This window comes from Belliella calami, assembly GCF_022549695.1.
Taxonomy (GTDB): Bacteria; Bacteroidota; Bacteroidia; order Cytophagales; family Cyclobacteriaceae; genus Belliella; species Belliella calami.
Window position 1 is genome coordinate 182,094 of sequence record NZ_JAKZGS010000003.1, and the last position, 19,259, is coordinate 201,352.

General features: G+C 38.0%; 19 protein-coding genes and 1 tRNA gene. 12 read left to right on the plus strand and 8 right to left on the minus strand.

Annotated elements, in window-relative coordinates; translation table 11 throughout:
* Positions 1-229: 229 nt before the first annotated feature.
* The 6 genes from MM236_RS05465 to MM236_RS05490 form a co-directional block, all read right to left on the minus strand.
* Positions 230-715 carry a DUF4252 domain-containing protein gene (locus MM236_RS05465; RefSeq protein WP_241273936.1) on the minus strand — a complete coding sequence of 162 codons (486 nt, stop codon included), beginning with the start codon at positions 713-715 and terminating at the stop codon, positions 230-232.
* Positions 716-725: 10 nt separating this feature from the next.
* Positions 726-1,253, minus strand: coding sequence for a hypothetical protein (locus tag MM236_RS05470; protein WP_241273937.1), 528 nt, complete (start codon positions 1,251-1,253; stop codon positions 726-728).
* Positions 1,254-1,558: 305 nt separating this feature from the next.
* Positions 1,559-2,083 carry a DUF4252 domain-containing protein gene (locus MM236_RS05475; protein WP_241273938.1) on the minus strand — a complete coding sequence of 175 codons (525 nt, stop codon included), beginning with the start codon at positions 2,081-2,083 and terminating at the stop codon, positions 1,559-1,561.
* Positions 2,084-2,088: 5 nt separating this feature from the next.
* Positions 2,089-2,520, minus strand: coding sequence for a PG0215 family putative anti-sigma factor (locus MM236_RS05480; RefSeq protein ID WP_241273939.1), 432 nt, complete (start codon positions 2,518-2,520; stop codon positions 2,089-2,091).
* Positions 2,517-2,999 (minus strand): GFO_1088 family ECF-type sigma factor, encoded by a 483-nt coding sequence (locus MM236_RS05485; RefSeq protein ID WP_241273940.1) that lies wholly within the window; start codon positions 2,997-2,999, stop codon positions 2,517-2,519. Before MM236_RS05485 ends, MM236_RS05480 begins: the two co-directional genes overlap by 4 nt.
* Before the next feature lie 208 nt (positions 3,000-3,207).
* A tRNA-Phe gene (locus MM236_RS05490) sits at positions 3,208-3,280 on the minus strand.
* A gap of 107 nt (positions 3,281-3,387) precedes the next feature.
* Here MM236_RS05490 and MM236_RS05495 point away from each other — a divergent pair.
* The 6 genes from MM236_RS05495 to MM236_RS05520 all read left to right on the plus strand — a co-directional run bounded on the left by MM236_RS05495 (position 3,388) and on the right by MM236_RS05520 (position 10,390).
* Positions 3,388-4,722: a 4Fe-4S dicluster domain-containing protein gene (locus MM236_RS05495; protein ID WP_241273941.1), complete on the plus strand. Its 1,335-nt coding sequence runs from the start codon at positions 3,388-3,390 to the stop codon at positions 4,720-4,722.
* Between the two features lie 85 nt (positions 4,723-4,807).
* Entirely contained in the window at positions 4,808-5,599 is a 792-nt protein-coding gene (locus MM236_RS05500; protein WP_241273942.1) for a (Fe-S)-binding protein, read from the plus strand.
* Between the two features lie 482 nt (positions 5,600-6,081).
* Positions 6,082-7,437, plus strand: a complete 1,356-nt coding sequence (locus MM236_RS05505; protein WP_241273943.1) for an ATP-binding protein — start codon at positions 6,082-6,084, stop codon at positions 7,435-7,437.
* A gap of 111 nt (positions 7,438-7,548) precedes the next feature.
* Positions 7,549-8,040 (plus strand): hypothetical protein, encoded by a 492-nt coding sequence (locus tag MM236_RS05510; RefSeq protein WP_241273944.1) that lies wholly within the window; start codon positions 7,549-7,551, stop codon positions 8,038-8,040.
* A 56-nt stretch (positions 8,041-8,096) separates the two neighbouring features.
* A complete protein-coding gene (locus tag MM236_RS05515) occupies positions 8,097-10,019 on the plus strand; it encodes a CHU_0125 family OmpA-like outer membrane integrity protein (protein ID WP_241273945.1) in 1,923 nt (640 codons plus the stop codon).
* A 53-nt stretch (positions 10,020-10,072) separates the two neighbouring features.
* Complete coding sequence (locus tag MM236_RS05520; RefSeq protein WP_241273946.1) at positions 10,073-10,390, plus strand: nucleotidyltransferase family protein; 318 nt, start codon at positions 10,073-10,075, stop codon at positions 10,388-10,390.
* 26 nt (positions 10,391-10,416) lie between these two features.
* Here the strand turns inward: MM236_RS05520 and MM236_RS05525 are convergent, their stop codons facing one another.
* Both MM236_RS05525 and MM236_RS05530 read right to left on the minus strand, forming a co-directional pair.
* The gene (locus MM236_RS05525) at positions 10,417-11,040 is read right to left on the minus strand and encodes a class I SAM-dependent methyltransferase (RefSeq protein ID WP_241273947.1); all 624 of its coding nucleotides are present in this window, start codon (positions 11,038-11,040) and stop codon (positions 10,417-10,419) included.
* Positions 11,027-11,938 carry a patatin-like phospholipase family protein gene (locus MM236_RS05530; RefSeq protein WP_241273948.1) on the minus strand — a complete coding sequence of 304 codons (912 nt, stop codon included), beginning with the start codon at positions 11,936-11,938 and terminating at the stop codon, positions 11,027-11,029. The genes MM236_RS05525 and MM236_RS05530 overlap by 14 nt, the downstream gene beginning before the upstream one ends.
* A 63-nt stretch (positions 11,939-12,001) precedes the next feature.
* Here MM236_RS05530 and MM236_RS05535 point away from each other — a divergent pair, with 63 nt between their 5' ends.
* The 6 genes from MM236_RS05535 (at position 12,002) to MM236_RS05560 (ending at position 19,183) form a co-directional block, all read left to right on the plus strand.
* Entirely contained in the window at positions 12,002-12,424 is a 423-nt protein-coding gene (locus MM236_RS05535; protein WP_241273949.1) for a VOC family protein, read from the plus strand.
* A gap of 10 nt (positions 12,425-12,434) precedes the next feature.
* Complete coding sequence (locus MM236_RS05540) at positions 12,435-12,644, plus strand: hypothetical protein (protein WP_241273950.1); 210 nt, start codon at positions 12,435-12,437, stop codon at positions 12,642-12,644.
* A 236-nt stretch (positions 12,645-12,880) separates the two neighbouring features.
* Positions 12,881-13,693, plus strand: coding sequence for an alpha/beta fold hydrolase (locus MM236_RS05545; protein ID WP_241274170.1), 813 nt, complete (start codon positions 12,881-12,883; stop codon positions 13,691-13,693).
* On the plus strand, positions 13,693-14,775 hold the full coding sequence (locus MM236_RS05550; protein WP_241273951.1) for an efflux RND transporter periplasmic adaptor subunit: 1,083 nt from the start codon (positions 13,693-13,695) through the stop codon (positions 14,773-14,775). Before MM236_RS05545 ends, MM236_RS05550 begins: the two co-directional genes overlap by 1 nt.
* 2 nt (positions 14,776-14,777) lie before the next feature.
* A complete protein-coding gene (locus MM236_RS05555) occupies positions 14,778-17,843 on the plus strand; it encodes an efflux RND transporter permease subunit (RefSeq protein ID WP_241273952.1) in 3,066 nt (1,021 codons plus the stop codon).
* Positions 17,840-19,183 (plus strand): TolC family protein, encoded by a 1,344-nt coding sequence (locus tag MM236_RS05560; RefSeq protein WP_241273953.1) that lies wholly within the window; start codon positions 17,840-17,842, stop codon positions 19,181-19,183. The genes MM236_RS05555 and MM236_RS05560 overlap by 4 nt, the downstream gene beginning before the upstream one ends.
* Positions 19,184-19,259 lie beyond the last annotated feature (76 nt).

Consider the following 19,259-nt stretch of genomic DNA (forward strand, 5'->3'; position numbering starts at 1 on the left):
GTAAGTTCCACTCCAAGGTCTGTGTCTTCACAGACCTTTTTATAATGCTCTAACCAAAGAATATGTCTCAGCCAAAGTCTGTATCCTCACAGACCTTTTCATAAGAATATGTCTTTCAGATTTTTTATGTTAAAACTTGTACTGTGTCAAAAGGGAAATGGCTTGTGGGGACACAAGCCATTGTGTCAGAGTTTTGTTTTATAATACCTTTGTAGCGAATACTTCACGTTTACTTGCCAACTGATTTTCCTACCTCAGAAAGCATCTTCGAATCAAAGTCCCCTTTGAGTTCAATAATGATAAAGTCGCTGTTTTTGTCATTTACCATCAGTACGATGTCATTGATTTTTGAATTTCCTTTGGTGTAGATCATGACATTGTTGTTTTTTTCGCTCACCTCCATCATCAGATCAAACTTCTCTTTTTCCAAGCCTTTTTGAAGCCCCATAAACTCAGCTTTTGAGCTGGCAACAGCTGGGAGTTTAAAGAATTTTACTTTTTCGAGAGATTTTGTAAGCAAAGAGGATTGGTCTTCGTCCAAGTTGATGTTGAAACCTTTGGCAAAATTCATAAAGTTTCCACCGAGATCCATGTGGAAGAAGTCAGGGTTGCTTTTGTGTTTTTGGTACAATGCCTCTACCGATTTGCTTTGTGCAAAAGAATTTTGGGCGATAAGTACAAAGAATGCTGCGAATACTATAAGGTACTTTTTCATGATGTTGAAATTATTTGTTTAGTGTGTTTTGTAGTTGAAATTTCAGCCTGTCCTTTTCTTTGGTTTTTGGCTTGTATTTGAAATAAAGAAGTTCGTAATTCTCTTTACCTGTAGCTAAAAAATAAACTTCTTCTTGTTCTATAGAGCCGTTTGAGAACATGTAGAAAATTTCCTCTCCATCGAATTTTTCAAAAACAGGTATGTAATTATCAGAAACAGATTCTCTTAATAATTCAGCTAGAAATTTCCCAGAGACTTGGTTTTTTAAATAAGTTGCAGAGACTAATTTCTCAAAATTCTTAAAGTCAATCACAAGCTCAGAATTATCCTTTTCATCAAATATCAATTTATAGTACGCACTGAATTCAGTTACATTGGCGTCTTTTAATAAATCATTTTCCCAAGGCCATAGTAGTTTTGCATCAACGGGTTTTTCTAATTGCATATTAATAGCGTCATAAGGATCTTTTTGCCCAAACGCACTTTGCATAATCAGTACTAAAAATGTTGTAGTAAAAAGGATATATTGCTTTTTCATTGTCTTTAATATTTTAATTTCAACTTATATTTTTTTACTCTTAATAAGAGGTTTGTTGTTTCTTCATTTTTCCTAATAAGCTTTTTAGCTTTTATGTTCGTATTGCAACTCTAAACCTTCGTCTTCCCTAAGTAGCAATGGGTTGTCATGACCTGAAATATTTGATACTTTTTATTGTTCCCATTTCTTTGTACAAAGACGGAAGGAGACCTCGATCCCAAATGCTTTTGGGATCGAGGTGACGTAGTCGTAAAAGGCACACTCGTTTTTTTCTCGCCTCTCGCTTCTCGCCTGACGCTTCTTCCTCACTTGCCTCCTTTATACTTCTCCATTCCGGGGATATTGGTTTTGTCTGCGAGGATGTTGAGGTCTTCGTAGGTGAAATTCCCAAGCATGCTGAGCAGCGTGAAGTTTTCTGCCGAACCTGTGAGCATCAATAGTTCCCGGACTCTGCCTCCTTCTTCACGTACCATGAATTTCACACTTGAAGTCTTGTCTTGGATGTCCATCAATTCTTCGTATTTGTTTTTGGTCAAAGTGGACATTGCCTCATTATAAAGTGGCTTTCCATTGATTTTTTCAGCAGTAAGAATTCTGATACCTCGGATTTTGGTGATCAATTCACCAAGGTCTGCGGCTTCTTTATCTGTTTTGACATCATTAGATTTGAGAAAACCTCCAGCCATTTGCATCATCTTTGGACTGATATATACTCTTGAAAAGCGGTCATCATCCATGTATTTGGAGAAGAACTTGACGATAGCATCGTCTTGTGCCTGTACACCTGAGACGATCAGGAATAGTGACAGGATTAAAGTAACTCTTTTCATAATATTTAATTTTTCTCTTTTGATTGAAACAGTTCTTGAGGGGTGTTCAAATGCTTGAAGTCCTCCATCACCTGCATGCTATTTGTCCCCTTTTCCAGCTGTGCATTGATCAACGCAAAAGCTTGCATGACTTCCAGATAGGCTTGTTTTTCAGCTTCCTGCTGTTGGTATTGCCAAATTGCTATGCCTGACACAAAAAGAATGATCAGTCCAGCAGCGATATTCATCCAGATTGGAAGTCTTGATTTTGGAGTTTTAACTGGGAGTGAAAATGGTTTTTCACTTAGGTTTGATAGCTCTTCAATTCCAAGAAAAAAGGCTTTTTCGGATTGATATCCTTCGATTTGGGAAAGGATAAGGCGTAGCCTTTTTTCTTCCTGCAATGAAGTCTCACCGTCCCAGTATTTATCCAATAATTTTTCTAATTCCTCCTTCATTTCTGTTGCATTAAGTAATCCCGCAATGACTTTCTGGCTCTGTGGAGGTTGACCTTGACTTGGTCTAAGCTTACCTCTAAGTATTCGGATATTTCTTCGTAACTCAAGCCTTCTACTTCTCTTAGTTGAAATACTTCCCGCTGTTTGTCTGGTAATTTCTCCAGGAATTTGAATACCAATCGCAGCCTCTTTGGGCTTTCGTCATCATACTCCTTCGTTTCTTCCTCAAACTCTTTGTCCCCGAGTGACTCTAGTCTTTTGGTGGAGCGGAAATGTTGCAAGCTTTCATTTTTCAGACTTCTTACCATCCAGCCTGTAGGATTTTCCATTTTTTGAAGATCATTCCTTTGGAGCCATGCTTTTTCAAAAACCTGCTGTAGCACATCATTGGCGACGTCTCTGTCTTTCACCCAGAGATATGCCATGCGGTATAGCTTGCTTTTTAGAGGCCAAATATGTGCTTCAAAAAATGTCTTCATTCAGGTAGGTGATGCATGAGTTTGGGAAATGTTACAGCAATTTGAAAAAAAATATCAACTTAGACTCAATTTAAATTATTCAAATAAATAGTATGCATGCCTACTATTTATTATTTTGCACTGTCAACAAAAGAAACAATGAGCCCAACAAATCAACATACTGAAAAAATAGAAGGCATAAAAAAAGTCCCGAAAGATTCGGGACTTGTGGTGATGAGTGGATTCGAACCACCGACTCACGGATTTTCAGTCCGATGCTCTACCAACTGAGCTACATCACCGTTTACCGTTTAAAGTGATGCAAAGGTAGATATTTGTTGCTTTCTTGCAAATGAATTGATCAAAAAAAATATAAATATTTCAGTCCAAATACACTAATACAAACAATATGAGCATTTTACCTCAGATAGTTTTTCTTCTGATTTTTGCCGTAGCAGGTTATTTTCTCTTCAAGAGAATCTCTTATCTCAAAAGAAACATATTTCTCGGCAAAGCAGAATCTAGAAATGATCGTCCAAATGATCGTTGGAAAACGATGCTTTTGGTCGCATTAGGTCAAAAGAAGATGTTTAAACGAATCATTCCAGCATTTCTTCATCTATTGATTTATGTGGCTTTTATTGTCATCAATTTGGAGGTTTTGGAATTTGTGATCGATGGGATTACCGGAAGTCATAGAATCTTTGCACCTTTCTTGGGAGGGTTTTATGGTGTTGCCATGAATATCTTTGAATTTCTGGCCATAGCTGTTTTGGTTTCCTGTTTTGCTTTCTTGATTAGAAGAAATATCATGAGAGTAGATCGTTTGACCAAGTCAGAGCTGAAAGGATGGCCTGCAATGGATGCAAATCTGATTTTGATTATTGAAATCGTATTGATGTTTGCCATTTTGACGATGAACGCCACCGATCAGATACTTGCAACAAGGGGAGTGGAAGGTTACACGCTACTGAATGGATTATTCTTTAGTGATTTGATACAACCTTTGTTTATCAATATAAGTGATTCTGCTTTGGTATTTATTGAGAGATTTGCTTGGTGGTTCCATATTGTTGGGATTTTGGCATTTGCTATATATGTGACTTACTCCAAGCATTTACATATATTCTTGGCATTCCCAAATACTTGGTATTCGAACCTGAAGCCAAAAGGTGAGATCAGCAACATGCCTGAAGTAACCAATGAGGTAAATATGATGCTTGGGATCCATGTAGAGGGCAATCAAGAGCCCCCTGCTGAAATCAGTAGATTTGGGGCAAAAGACATCAATGACCTGAGTTGGGTCAATGTGATGAATGCTTACAGCTGCACCGAATGCGGTAGATGCACAGCAGAGTGTCCTGCCAATATCACTGGGAAAAAGCTATCACCAAGAAAGATCATGATGGATGTTCGTGATAGAGCGGAAGAAGTTGGTAGAAGCATAGATGCGGGTGGGCCAGGATTGGAAGATGGGAAGTCACTTTTGGGTGATTATACAACCAAAGAGGAAATCAATGCTTGTACCTCCTGTAATGCCTGTGTAGAAGCTTGCCCAGTAAATATCGATCCACTATCGATTATCCTTCAGATGCGAAGATATGTCGCAATGGAAGAATCAGGTACCCCTGCACAGTGGAATGCGATGTTCCAAAATATGGAAACTAGCTTTTCCCCTTGGAAATTTGCCCCAACTGATAGGTTCAACTGGGCTGAGAAAATCAAGGATGAAGAAGTAAAATAAATAGACACAAGACATAAGACGTGAGACATAAGAAAAGCTTTTTTTTTAGTCTCATATCTCAAGTCTCATATCTCAAATCTAAATTATGTCAACATATAAAGTACCAACCATGGCCGAGATGGCCTCATCTGGACAGAGTCCCGAAATCCTTTTTTGGGTAGGCTGTGCAGGTTCCTTTGATGATAGATACAAGGCCGTAACACAGGCTTTTGTCAAGATACTTAATAAAGTAGGAGTGAGCTTTGCCGTATTGGGTACAGAGGAAGCTTGTACCGGCGATCCTGCAAGAAGAGCAGGCAATGAATTCCTTTTCCAAATGCAGGCTGTAGCCAATATTCAGGTGATGAATGGCTACGAAGTCAAAAAGGTAGTCACAGCTTGCCCTCATTGCTTCAATACGATCAAGAATGAATATCCTGCTTTGGGAGGAAATTATGAAGTGATTCATCACTCCCAATTTCTCCAACAACTCATAAATGAAGGCAAAGTAGCACTCCAAGGTGGTGGAGAATTCAAAGGAAAGAAAATCACCTTCCACGATTCTTGTTACCTAGGTCGTGCAAATGATGTCTATGAAGCTCCGAGAGATGTGATCAAAGCCTTAGATGTGGAGTTGGTAGAGATGAAGCGTTGCAAAACAAAAGGTCTTTGCTGTGGCGCAGGAGGTGCACAGATGTTCAAAGAGCCTGAAAATGGCAAAAAAGACATCAATGTAGAGCGGACGGAAGAGGCTTTGGCTACAGGGGCATCTGCGATAGCAGTGGGTTGCCCGTTCTGCCTGACGATGATGACTGATGGGGTAAAAAATAAAGAGCGCGAGCATGATGTCCAAGTCTATGATTTGGCTGAGATGATCGCCAAGGATATGGGCATTTGATTTGAGCGTATTTGGATTGTATGTTCAGACCTGCCAGGTTTTTAAAACCTGGCAGGTCTTTTTATTTTTCATAAAAAAAGATGATCAAAAGGTATCTTTACACTATCCCTTCGGTAGAGAAGCAGCGTTTGATTTCTTTACCGTGGTCTGTGTCTGCACAGACCACCACATGAATCAGCGTTTGATTTCTTATTGTGTTCTGTGTCTCCACAGACCACCACATGACTTATATCCAATTTGTAATTGAATCCTTAAAGGATTTCTCTTTTTGAAGCTATTAAAATTTAAGTCGAGAATAATGACAGACTCTAACTTGGATATAAGCGTCCAAAAATAGAGTGAACAAGATTACTTACCCTTACTTTGTTACAAGATTCTATGAAATTTGCCTTGACTTTGTGACAAATAATGTAAAAAATACCCTGACTTTGTTACAATAAAATCAAAAAAATGCCCTTACTTTGTTACAAATATGGAGAAATATGGGTTTCAAAAGACATGTTTTCAGTCATTTAACTAGCTGGAAAGAAAATATAGACAGAAAGCCTCTGGTTTTAAGAGGTGCAAGACAAGTGGGGAAGACCACTTTGATCAAGCAGTTTTCAGAATTGTTCCCTTATTTCATTTCATTGAATTTGGAAAAGGAATCTGACAAATCATTTTTTGATGACTTTGATGAAGTCCAAAGCATTGTAGAAGCAATTTTTTTGACAAATAATCTAAAGATTGAACACTTAGGAGAAACACTACTTTTTTTAGATGAAATTCAAGAGTCTCCAAAAGCAATCAAATTGCTTAGATATTTTTATGAAGAAATGCCAAAACTCCATGTGGTTGCTGCAGGTTCTTTATTGGAGTTTGCTATGAAAGAAGTCTCAAGCTTTCCGGTAGGAAGAGTTCAATTCCTGTATCTTCATCCGATCAATTTCCCTGAATACCTTGAAGCCATTGGACAAAACACCTTAGTGGATCAAATGAATCTGTTTCCCATTAGACCAGCTGCAAATAAGGTTTTGATGGACTTGTTTCACAGGTTTGCGATAATTGGGGGGATGCCGGAAATAATCAAGACTGATATTGAGAAAAATAACCTTGCGGATCTTACGGCAACCTATGAAAGCATTTGGGGTACATATAAAAATGATGTTGAAAAATATACTTCAAATGAAACGGAGCGAAAGATTATCAAGCACATTATGAATGCAGCCCCATTAGAGCTGGATAAAAGAGTCAAGTTCCAAGGTTTTGGCAATTCGAATTATAAATCAAGGGAAGTTGGAGAGTGCTTTAGGATTTTGGATGATGCAAGGGTTATCAAACTGATTTACCCTACGACAGATTTGAAACCACCTGTTCAATACGACTTAAAAAAATCCCCTAGATTGCAATTTTTGGATTCTGGATTGGTAAATTATTCTTTAGGAATTCAAGGGCAGTTGTTGAGAATGGAAGATTTGAGCCCTGCATTCAAAGGTGCATTGATCCCGCATTTGGTAACACAAGAATTGCTGTCAGTCCAAAATATTACAGACCAAAAGCCAAATTTTTGGGTAAGGGAGAAAAAGCAGTCGAGTGCCGAAGTTGACTTGGTGTATGTTTTTGAGGATAAGTTGATTCCAGTTGAAATCAAGTCTGGCCCTACAGGTTCGTTGAGGTCATTGCATCAATTTATCGATGCTGCTGACCATCATTTTGCCATGAGGGTTTATGGTGGAAAATTATTGAAAGAAGAGGCAGTAACGCCAAGTGGAAAGCCATACTTGTTACTGAACCTTCCGTATTACTTAGGGTCAAAAATTGGAGTTTACGCTCAGATGTTCGTGGAGGATCAAATTTAAATATTACAGAAAGATATTTTTATATACCCAAATATTATATTTTTCCGTTAAGGAAAAGAACTAAAGTATGGTGAAAGTCCTTATCCTTAGGAACAATAAAATCACATTGAGATGTATCTAGAATTTGAAAATATAGCGGCTCATTCACGAGTTTGGGTTTATCAATCTGATAGGAAATTTAATTCTGAAGAGCTGAATTGGATCAAATCACATTTGAAATCCTTCTGTGAGCAATGGAATACCCATGGAGCTTTGATGCCTACTTCTTTTGAGATCAAATTTGATCAGGTTATCATCCTTTCCGTGGATGAAAGCAACTTAGGTGCCAGTGGTTGCTCGATTGACAGCTCGGTTCGTACACTAAGGGATATAGAGCAAAAATTTGGTGTGAATTTGCTAGATCAAGGAAAAGTTGGTTTTCTGAACTCAGAGGACAATTTGGCTATTAATTCCGTCTTTGGTATCAAAGAAAGTGTGCAATCAGGTGTTGTGAGACCAGAAACTCGAATACTCAACCCACTCGTAAGGGAAAAGGCAGATTTGGAGAATAATTGGCTAATTCCTGCTAAAGAAAGCTGGTTAAACAAATACTTTCAAAATTAATTATTATAATTATCCTATATTTAAGATTCAAGACCTAATTCGACTAATAATAGCAAATGAAGCGAAGTTTCATATTTATCATTTTTGTTGGACTACTCGGCGTTTCTTGTACGAGTTTATTCAAAAAAGGCCAAAAGCAGTTCTCTTCTGGTGAATATCAATACGCTATCAGTACTTTTTCTAAAGTTTTGGAGAAAGATCCGGATAACAAAGAGGCGAATTTTTATGTGGCTGAAAGCTATAGACTTTCCAACAGAATAGAGAAATCTTCAGCATATTATGAGAAATTGGTTGAAGAAGACGGGACTTTTGAGAATTATTACCGCCTTGGGCAGAGCTATAGGAATCAAGGAAGATCAGATGAAGCGCTTGAGGCATTCAAGCAAGCTAAAGGGCTTACATTGGAAGATGGGAATTTGAATGAATTGGATAGGGAAATTGCAAACCTTCAGAAAATCGATCAAATAGAAGATTATTGGCCTTACATTGAATTGGAAAATTTCACTTTGTTGAATACTCCAGGGCCTGATTATGCTCCGATTGTCAATGAAGGGTTTTTCTATTTTACCAGCTCTAGGCAAGCTACTGGGATATATTCAGCCACTGGAGTGCCTTACACAAAGCTTTTCAGAACAAGAGCCGACGGGATCAAAGTGGATGTGCAGAATATTCAAGCATTGCCAGAATTCAAAAATGAGGAAGGTTTGAACCAAGGTTCGATAGCGATAAGTCCTGATGGAAACACAATAATCTATGCAAGGGGAAATTCTACTTCAAGTAAAGACCTTCCTGATGTTCATTTATTTGCTTCCTATTTTAGGGGAGGTGGGTTTACGCAACCTATTTGGATGCCTTTGAATGAAGATGAATTTTGGTGGAATAGTACTCCTGCCTTTAGCCCAGATGGATCAGAACTTTATTTCGCTTCCAACAGGCCAGGAGGGTATGGAGGGGTGGATCTATACAAAGCTACAAAACTTGCCAACGGAGATTTTGGAAATCCTGTAAATTTGGGTCCTCAAATCAATACATCAGGTAATGAATTGTTTCCTCGAATGATGTCAGATGGTAAATTTTTCTTTGCTTCCGATGGTCATCCTGGATTTGGTAAGCTCGACTTGTTTGTAGCCGAACCATCAGAAGATGGCTTGATTATCAAAAACCTTGGGTCAAAAATCAATTCAGTAGCCGATGATTTTGGGATTTATTTTACAAGATATCCACAAGATGGATTCATCACTTCCAACAGGGAAGGCGGACAAGGTGATGATGATATTTATTATTTTGAGGATAAAACTCCAAAACCAAAAGTTGTCAATGTGTTCCTAAATGTGATCACCAAAGAGAAGAAAGACGATGGCACAGAGGCGATTTTGCCACAGACAAGGGTTGCAATATATGACTCTGCCAATAAAATGACTGGAGGAGACTTTACAAACCAAAATGGGCGTGTTAGATTTACTTTAGCTCCAGATCAAAATTTCTCCATGATAGCTTCCAAAAGCGGATATTTCTCTAAAAGTATCACCTATGATACGAGAGGGAAAACACCAAGGCAAGAAGATTTGATTCAAGAAGTCACAAATATTACTTTGGATACTACGATCGTGTTGGATGCATTGATTTTGGAAAAATCCATTGTCTTGGATAACATCTACTATGATCTAGACAAGGCTGATATCAGGCCGGATGCAGCAGATGAGTTGGATAAATTGGTGACGATTTTGAAAGACAATCCTACCATCTCAATTGAACTGAGTTCACATACAGATGCACGTGCTACAGATGCTTACAACGATGCGCTTTCACAAAGAAGAGCTGAATCCGCGGTAGCTTATATTGTGTCCAAAGGCATAGATGCTGAGAGATTGGTGGCCAAAGGATATGGTAAGCGTCAGTTGATCATAGCAAATGCAACGACAGAAGAAGAGCACCAAGTCAACAGAAGAACGGAGTTTAAGGTTATTGAGATAAAGTAGTTATACTTGAATTTGGGGTTAAGAAAATATGTTTTGTTTTCTAATTTAGTGCTATGAAGGATCTCAGAGAAATGCAAAAAATACTAGCAAAAAATAAGTCTTTACTTTTTGAAAAATATCCCATTAAAAATTTGGCGATCTTTGGTTCTTTTGTGAGAAATGAACAAAAAGAAGATAGTGATTTAGATGTTTTGGTTGAATTTAATGATAAAATTGGAATTGAATTTATCAATTTAGCAAATGAACTTGAGGAAATACTTGAAATTAAAGTAGATTTAGTTTCTTCAAAAGGTGTAAAAAGTAAATATTTAGATTCAATTAGAGAGGATCTTATTTATTTAAAAACAAACTCCCCATCCGTAATTTTCTAATTTTAAAATCTGCAATTTTCTAATTCCTAATTTTTAGCTTTCTTCCACACAAATACTCCCATTGCTCTTTGGTCATGAACCAACACACTTTTAGGGGCTTCAAGGTTGGTCAAACCATATTTTAACTGAATTTTTTCCATCAACTCTTTAGTTAGTATAAACCGCTCACTTCCATCGGGAAGGACGTACACTCCATCTCCTAGATTTGGAGATATATCCTGAATTCCCCCAAACCCTGTCGTCATTCTCAAGAAAAATGTCCCGCCGACTTTCAGCACTTTCATCATTTCATCCATCATCTTGAAGAAATGGGCTTCACCATTGGCGAAATGTAATACTGCTGAGCTGATAATTGCATCGAATGCCCCTTTGTGGAATGGCATGTCTTGTACAGTAGCTGTCTGGAATCTGAAAATATCATAATCAGGCTGAATCGTCTGTGCATAAATCCGTGCCATTTGTACAGCGATGGGATTGGCATCTACCCCAAATATTTGGTAGCCTTGGTTCAAAAAATAAATACAGTTTCTGCCTTCTCCACATCCTGCGTCAAGGATTTTCATCTCTTTGGTAAATCTTCCTTTGAGGATTTGATCCAACAAATAAATGTCAATATTTCCCAAAAGTTGATTCAGCTTATTGATTTCCATTTTCTAGTTTTTTAAGCGCATCGATAGTTTTGCTTTTGCCTATTTCGATCAACTCAGAAGCTCTATGAAACTCAAGCGTCTTTGCTTGAATTCTAGAAACTTCGATCAATACATCGATCTTATTTTGATTGATCGTGATGGAAGAAAGTTTGTCTTGAAGCAAATCAAAAGAAAAATTCATCAATTCCAACGAACTCATTCCTTTGTATTTCTCCTGCCTTTCTTCCGAATCAAAATACTTTGAGAACTTTGAGCGATACTCGATGACCCAATTTGGAATCTTGATCCTGCTTTCAGATTCTTTTTTGATACTTATTTCTGGTACTAACGTTACGAGCTTGTCTTTTGAAGCATTCAAATCAACTGCAATCACCAAGGTACCTCTTTTTCTTTTTGGCAGTAAGCTTAACGGGATAGGGTTGATAATTCCGCCGTCTACAAATTCCTTCCCATTAATCTTGGCAGGAGTAAGGACAGTTGGGATAGAGACCGATGCCCTAATGGCATCAAACAGAGAACCTTTGTCAAATATTTTTTCTTTTCCAAGCGGAATTTCTACGGCATTGCAAATAAATGGAACTTGAAGTTCCTCGATTTGGCAATCGGGGATAAACTTTTTGATTTCATTGAATACTTTTTCTCCTTTTATAAATCCCTTGCTTGACAAAGTGAAATCCATCAAGGAAAACACATCAATCCTGTCTAGGTTACAGATCCAGTCTTTGAAAACGGAGAGGTGACCAGCAGCGTGAATTCCACCGATCAGAGCGCCAGCAGAGGAGCCTGCGATAGAAACTATTTCATAACCGGCCTCTTCAACAGCCTCGATGACACCAATGTGTGCCATTCCTCTTGCTCCACCACTTGAAAGAACCAATGATACTGTTTTTTTACGCATAATATAAAAGTGACATAAATTTTTATATTTGTAAATTAACTTTAACAAAAATACTCAAATACCATGAATCAATTTAAGCCTTTCCATCTCGCTTTTCCGATCAGAGATATTGAAGAAACCAGAGCTTTTTATGGAGATCTCCTTGGTTGTGAGATAGGTAGGAGCACAGAAAAGTGGATTGATTTCAATTTTTTTGGTCATCAGCTTTCTGCGCATGTTAAGCCAGATGAACTTGCCGCTGCCCACAAGAATGAAGTAGATGGCAAAAATGTCCCCGTGAGACATTTTGGGGCGATTTTGCCTTGGGAAGAATGGCATGAGTTGGCAGATAAGCTCAAAGAAAATGGGACTGAATTTGTTATAGATCCTTATATTAGATTTCAAGGAGAAGTTGGTGAGCAGGCGACCATGTTCTTTTTGGATCCTTCAGGAAATGCATTGGAGTTCAAGTCATTTCAAGATTCAAGTCAGATCTTCGCCAAATAAAATATTTGTTATGAAAAATTCAATCGTTATTTTCAGTGGTGTTTTATTGATCCTTTCTGCCATTATTGTTGATAATTTCATATCAGCTTCAAAACCTCCTTTTGACATTGAAATGATCAAATTCTTTGCAGGAATATGTTTCGGGGTAGGAGTGGGAATTTTGATTATTTCTATTTTTGGGAAAAAAGAAAAAAAACAGACGCATAAAACTTTACAATGATTATTATTGAGCTTTTTTAGAATTAAAAAAGATGTATTTATAGTTGAGAGGTGAAGTTTCAAATATCTCATCATCTGAATTTATTTTTTGGATGGAGATAATGATAAACCACTGATAGATTACAGTCACCATCTATATCTTATTTCATTTTTTTCAGGGGTAATTAGTTTTAATTTTGGATCGGGTAACTTTATTTGATTCTTTTCGGTTATACCAAGACTATGGCGAAACAAGAAATGTTGTATTACAAAACCTATAAGCACTCGAGTAGTGAGGAATGGGTTGTATTTATACATGGAGCTGGCGGTTCTTCATCCATCTGGTATAAGCAAATCCGTGAGTTCAAGGAGGATTTCAACTTGCTATTGATTGATCTGAGAGGGCATGGTCGATCAGCCAATTCAGTCAAAAATCTTTGGAATGAAAAATACACATTTCCCAATGTGACGAAAGACATCATTGAAGTTTTGGATCACTTGAAAATACCGCCTGCACATATCATGGGTGTTTCCCTTGGGACAATATTAGCAAGACAGTTAGCGGAAATGGAACCGCAGCGAGTGAAATCAATGGTAATGGCGGGAGCCATCACAAGATTAAACTTTACTTCCCAGATATTGGTGTTTTTGGGAAATGCGTTTAAGAGTGTGTTGCCCTACATGTGGCTTTATAGTCTTTTCGCATTTATCATAATGCCAAGAGGACATCACGCCGAATCCAGAAATCTTTTTATCAGGGAGGCAAAAAGATTATGTCAAAAGGAATTTATCCGTTGGTTTAAGCTTACCAAAGACATCAATCCATTACTGAGGTATTTCAAAGAAAAAGATCTTTCCATTCCCACTTTGTACATCATGGGAGAGGAAGATGTGATGTTTTTGGAATCAGTCAAGAATATAGTGAAATCACATAAACAATCATTTCTCAAAGTGATAGATGCCTGCGGACATGTTGTGAATGTAGAACAACCCGAAATCTTTAATAAACTATCTTTAGAATGGCTCAAAAGCCAAAATAATCCACTTCAAATTTCCTTGGAGCAATCGTAATGAAAAAGCAAACCAAAACAATTTTAATCGTAGCCATAGTAGTAGTGGTTGCAATCATTTTTATTTACCCAAGACTTGACTTATTTGTTTCAAAAGATGCTGAAAATCAAAGCACTTCAGGAACTCAAGCTCAATCGAACGAAATACCGGTTAATGTCATAGAAGTCAAGTCAGAAAGATTGGAAAACAACCTGAATATCACGGGTACTGTAATTCCAAATGAGGAAGTTAGCCTAAGATCTGAGATCTCTGGTTTGGTAGAACGAATTACCTTCAAAGAAGGTGAATTTGTCAAAAAGGGAACACCACTTCTCTATCTCAATGATGATGAACTGGAAGCACAATATCAGAGATTGGATTATACCAAAAAACTCTATGAAAGCCAAGAGAATCGTCAAAAGCAACTTTTGGAGCGAGAGGCTATCAGTCAGGAAGAATATGATATTTCACTTAACCAATTCAATACAAATCTTTCTGATTTGAAATTGGTCGAAGCGCAGTTGAGTAAGACTGTCATCAGAGCTCCTTTTGATGGCGTTGTGGGTTTGAGACAGATTTCAGAAGGTTCTGTGATCGGAACTGGAGATGTTATCGCCAATGTGGTGAATATTGATCCTATCAAAATCGAATTTTCTATACCGGAAAGGTATGCGAATGCTGTGGAAATCGGATCGAAGATTTCTTTCTCCAATGATGGTGGAGGTGAAAATGGAGAAGGTACTGTATATGCATTCGAACCTACAATTGACGCTGCTACAAGAACACTAAAGCTTAGGGCATCAAGTCCAAACAAACAAAGGCGATTTTTGCCGGGAATGTTTATAAGGATTAAATATACTTTGGGAGTGGAAGATAATGCATTGATGGTTCCGTCAGAATCTGTAATACCGGAACTTAGTGGATATAAATTGTTTGTCGTTAATGATCAAAATCAAGCAGAGGAGAGAGTAGTCAGAATTGGGACAAGGACAGAAAAAGACGTCCAGATTTTAGAGGGACTAGAAGTTGGAGATTTGGTTTTGACTACTGGGATTTTACAAGTAAGGGTAGGGTCACCTTTGAAACCCACCAAAACTAATTAAGCATGGCGAGTTTATCAACCATAAGTATCAGAAGGCCAGTTTTGGCTATAGTGATGTCCCTCACAATTACCTTGTTTGGGATTATTGGCATCAGCTTTTTGGGCGTAAGGGAATTTCCTAGTGTGGATCCACCGATCATCAATGTGAGGACAACTTATGTAGGTGCAAATGCGGATGTTATCGAAGCCCAAATCACAGAACCCTTGGAAGAGGCCATCAATGGGATCGCAGGTATCAAATCATTGACATCAACAAGTAATGACGGTACAAGTAATATCACTGTAGAATTCGATGTGGGAGCTGATTTGGAAGCTGCAGCAAATGATGTAAGGGACAAAGTATCTGGTGCACAAAGGAATTTGCCACCAGACACAGATCCTCCAGTAGTGTCTAAAGCAGATTCAGATTCTCAGCCAATTGTGTTTTTGAATGTGCAAAGCAATAAGCGAACACTTTTGGAACTTTCAGAATTGGCTAATAATATTTTCAAAGAAAGACTCCAAACCATCCCTGGTGTCAGTACCGTTCAGATTTGGGGCGAAAAGGAATATGCTATTCGACTTAGGATGGATCCTTTGAGAATGGCTTCTTACGGTGTCACTCCTTTGGATGTATTGAATAAAGTGCAAAGTGAAAATGTAGAGTTGCCTTCAGGAAGAATAGAAGGGTCGACTATAGAGCTTTCCGTTAGGACAAAAAGCAGATTGAGCTCTCCTCAAGAATTCAATAATCTGATCATCAAAGAAGATCAAAATAACATAGTCAAATTCCAAGATATAGGAAAAGCTGAGCTTGCAGCTCTCAATGAAAGGACGGTATTGAAGCGAGATGGGATTCCTATGGTGGGGGTGGTCCTAGTGCCTTTGCCTGGATCCAATAATATTGAAATCGTAGATGAATTTTACAAAAGGTTGGAATCTATCAAAAAAGACCTTCCTGAAGATATTTTGTTGGATATTGGTTTTGATTCGACCAGCTTTATTCGATCTTCTATTGCGGAGGTGCAAGAGACGATCATTCTTGCATTTTTTCTAGTAGTTTTGATTATTTTCTTGTTTTTAAGAGACTGGAGAACAACATTTATACCTGTTTTGACCATTCCGATTTCATTGATAGGAGTGTTTTTTGTAATGTATTTGGCAGATTTTTCTATCAATGTCCTGACATTGCTTGGGATAGTACTTTCTATCGGATTGGTGGTAGATGACGCTATTGTAGTATTGGAAAATATCTATTCTAGGATTGAAAAGGGAGAAAACCCTGAGACGGCAGCAGAAAAAGGAGCCGAAGAGATATTCTTTGCAGTTATCGCAACTACAGTAGCCTTGGCAGCCGTGTTTCTTCCTGTGATTTTCCTGACAGGCACGACAGGTAGGTTGTTTAGAGAGTTTGGTGTTGTCGTAGCGGGGGCAGTTATTATATCTTCCTTTGTTGCACTGACTATGACTCCTATGTTGAGTTCAAAATTGCTGAAAAAGAGGGAAAAGCAAAATTGGTTTTATAACAAAACTGAACCGATATTCCTTTGGATGAACGACAAGTATAGTTCGTCTTTGGAGTCATTCATGAAAATCAGATGGATAGCTTTTTTGGCGATAATTTTGGTGGCTTTTGGGATTTATCAGCTTTTCCAAATCATCCCAACAGAACTTTCGCCGATAGAAGATAGGGGTGAGATGAGAGTCAATCTTACTGGACCAGAAGGTGCGACATTTGAGTTTATGGATAGGGTATTGGATGACATGACCCAAGAATTCATGACTGAAATACCAGAGAAAGAGAGGGTTGGTATGATCACAGTTACTTCTCCAGGATTTGGAACATCAAGTACCAATTCTGGGTTCTTAAGGCTGATCTTGACTGATGCAGCAGACCGGGATAGGACACAGCAGGAGATTTATGATGAAGTATCGCAGAGATTGACAAAGTTCACGTCTGTAAGGGCATTTGCTACACAAGCACCATCTATTGGAGATAGAAGAGCAGGTCTACCTGTACAATATGTTTTGCAAGCACCTACTTTGGACAAACTGAAAGAAGTCATTCCAAAATTTATGGAACAGGCAAATCAAAGTTCTATTTTCAGCTTTGCAGACATCAACTTGAAATTTACCAAACCAGAAATAGAAGTAGAAATCGATCGTGAAAAAGCAAGAAATGTAGGTGTATCCGTTCAAGAAATTGCAAGGACCTTACAACTTTCTTATTCTGGTCAGCGGTTTGCCTATTTTATCATGAATGGAAAACAATATCAAGTTGTCGGAGAAATGCAGATTGAGGATAGAAACGAACCGATTAATCTAAGGACACTCTATGTAAGAGCTGAAAATGGAAGTTTGGTACAAATGGATAACCTTGTGACAATTAGGGAAAACAGTACACCACCACAACTTTACAGATTCAACAGGTTCGTGAGTGCGACTGTTTCAGCAAATCTAGCACCTGGATATACAATTGGATCAGGATTGGAAGAAATGGATAGGATTGCAGCTGAAGTTTTAGATGAATCATTCAGTACTGATGTGGCTGGACTATCTAAAGAGTATAGAGAAAGCTCAAACAGTTTGATCTTTGCATTTATCTTTGCATTGGTTTTGATTTACTTAGTCCTTTCAGCTCAGTTTGAAAGTTTCTTGGATCCATTGACGATTATGTTTACTGTGCCTTTGGCATTGTTTGGAGCATTGTTTTCTTTATGGATATTTGATTTTACATTGAATATTTTCAGTCAGATAGGTATTATAATGCTTATAGGTTTGGTGACGAAAAACGGTATCTTGATCGTAGAGTTTGCCAACCAAAGAAAGGCACAGGGATTATCTGTTGATGAAGCGATTATTGATGCGGCAAGTGCGAGGTTTAGACCTATTTTGATGACAAGTTTATCCACTATTCTCGGCATTCTTCCTATTGCATTGGCATTGGGGGCAGGATCTGAGGGGAGGGTTCCCATGGGAGTAGCGGTGATTGGAGGATTGGCTTTCTCTACAGTTCTTACATTATTTATTATTCCGGCAATTTATACATTCCTTACATCCAAAAAAGGAAGATTAGCAAGAGTACAATGAAAAAATATCTTTTAACAATGTTCTTTTTATCTCAATTTTCTTTATTCACGATTGCTCAGGAGAGTGAGATGCTGAATTTGGAAAAGGCCATTATGATAGGTCTCGAGAAAAATTATGATGTGAAAATAGCTGTCAATAATGTGCAGTTGGCAAATTATGACAAAGAAATCGGTTTTGGAACTTCATATTTGCCTGTCGTTGATGCGAATTATACGCAAAGTTACAGCAAGGAAGATGTAGAGCAATTATTCCAAACATCCTCTGCGCCAAATGAGATTCTTGGGGCCACATCTGATACCGAAAACTTTACCGTTTCTGCCATCTATGGATTCAATCCCGAGGTGGTCGTGACGATGAGAAGGTTGGGGAAATTGGCGGAGATCAGCGAGCTGGACGCAAAGATTGCCGTCGAGAATTTGGTTGCGGCAGTTTCATCTTCTTACTACAGATTGGTATTGGAGCTTCAGAGGCAGAAGGTTTTGGAAAAGACATTGGAGTTCTCCAAATCAAGACTTGAAATAGCAGAAGCAAGGTATGAACTTGGAGGGGCAGGGAAAAGGGATTTCCTAACCGCACAGGTAGATTACAATACAGATTTGTCTCTGACAGTGAATCAAGAACAAATCATCAGGACAGCACAGATCAACTTGAATGAATTGTTGGCTTTATCTCCTTCTGATCAATTTACCGTCAAGGACACAATCCTCATCTCCGATAATTTAAGATTGGAGGATTTGATGGAAAACGCATATTTGAACAACAAGCAATTTCTGGTAGCACAGAGACAGGAAAATGTTGCGTTCTTGCAGATCAGGGAATTACAGGCACAAAGACTCCCGTCAATCAATCTGAATGGAGCTTATGTAAACAATACACTTAATGCCCAGGCTGGTTTTCTTCTTTTTAACCAAAGACAGGGGTATAACTATGGAGCTGGTGTAACTTTGAATTTATTCAGTGGCTTTACTTTGAACAAGCGAATTCAAGCTGCAAAAGTACAACGATACAACTCTGAACTTGCCCTTCAGCAATATGAAATTCAAATGCAATCAGATCTGCATCGGGCATTTACATCATATGAAAACAATAAGAGGTTGTTGGAAATCGAAAGGAAAAATTATGAAGTAGCTGTAGAAAATACAGATATTGCCTTGGAAAGATTTAGGCTTGGAATAGCTAATTACCTTGAGTTTAGGGACGCCCAAGTCAATTTGCTGACAGCGGAAGACAGGTTGATTTCTGCACTTTTTAATATCAAAGAAATGGAGATAGAGTTATTGAGACTTTCCGGTAAAATCTATTTTCAAAACAGTGAGGAAAGACTGGAGCTAATGGATTAACAACATTTCGAAATTTTATTTATTCCTTTTCAAAAATAAAGTCTCTCTACTTGGTGTAAAGAGACTTTATTTTTGT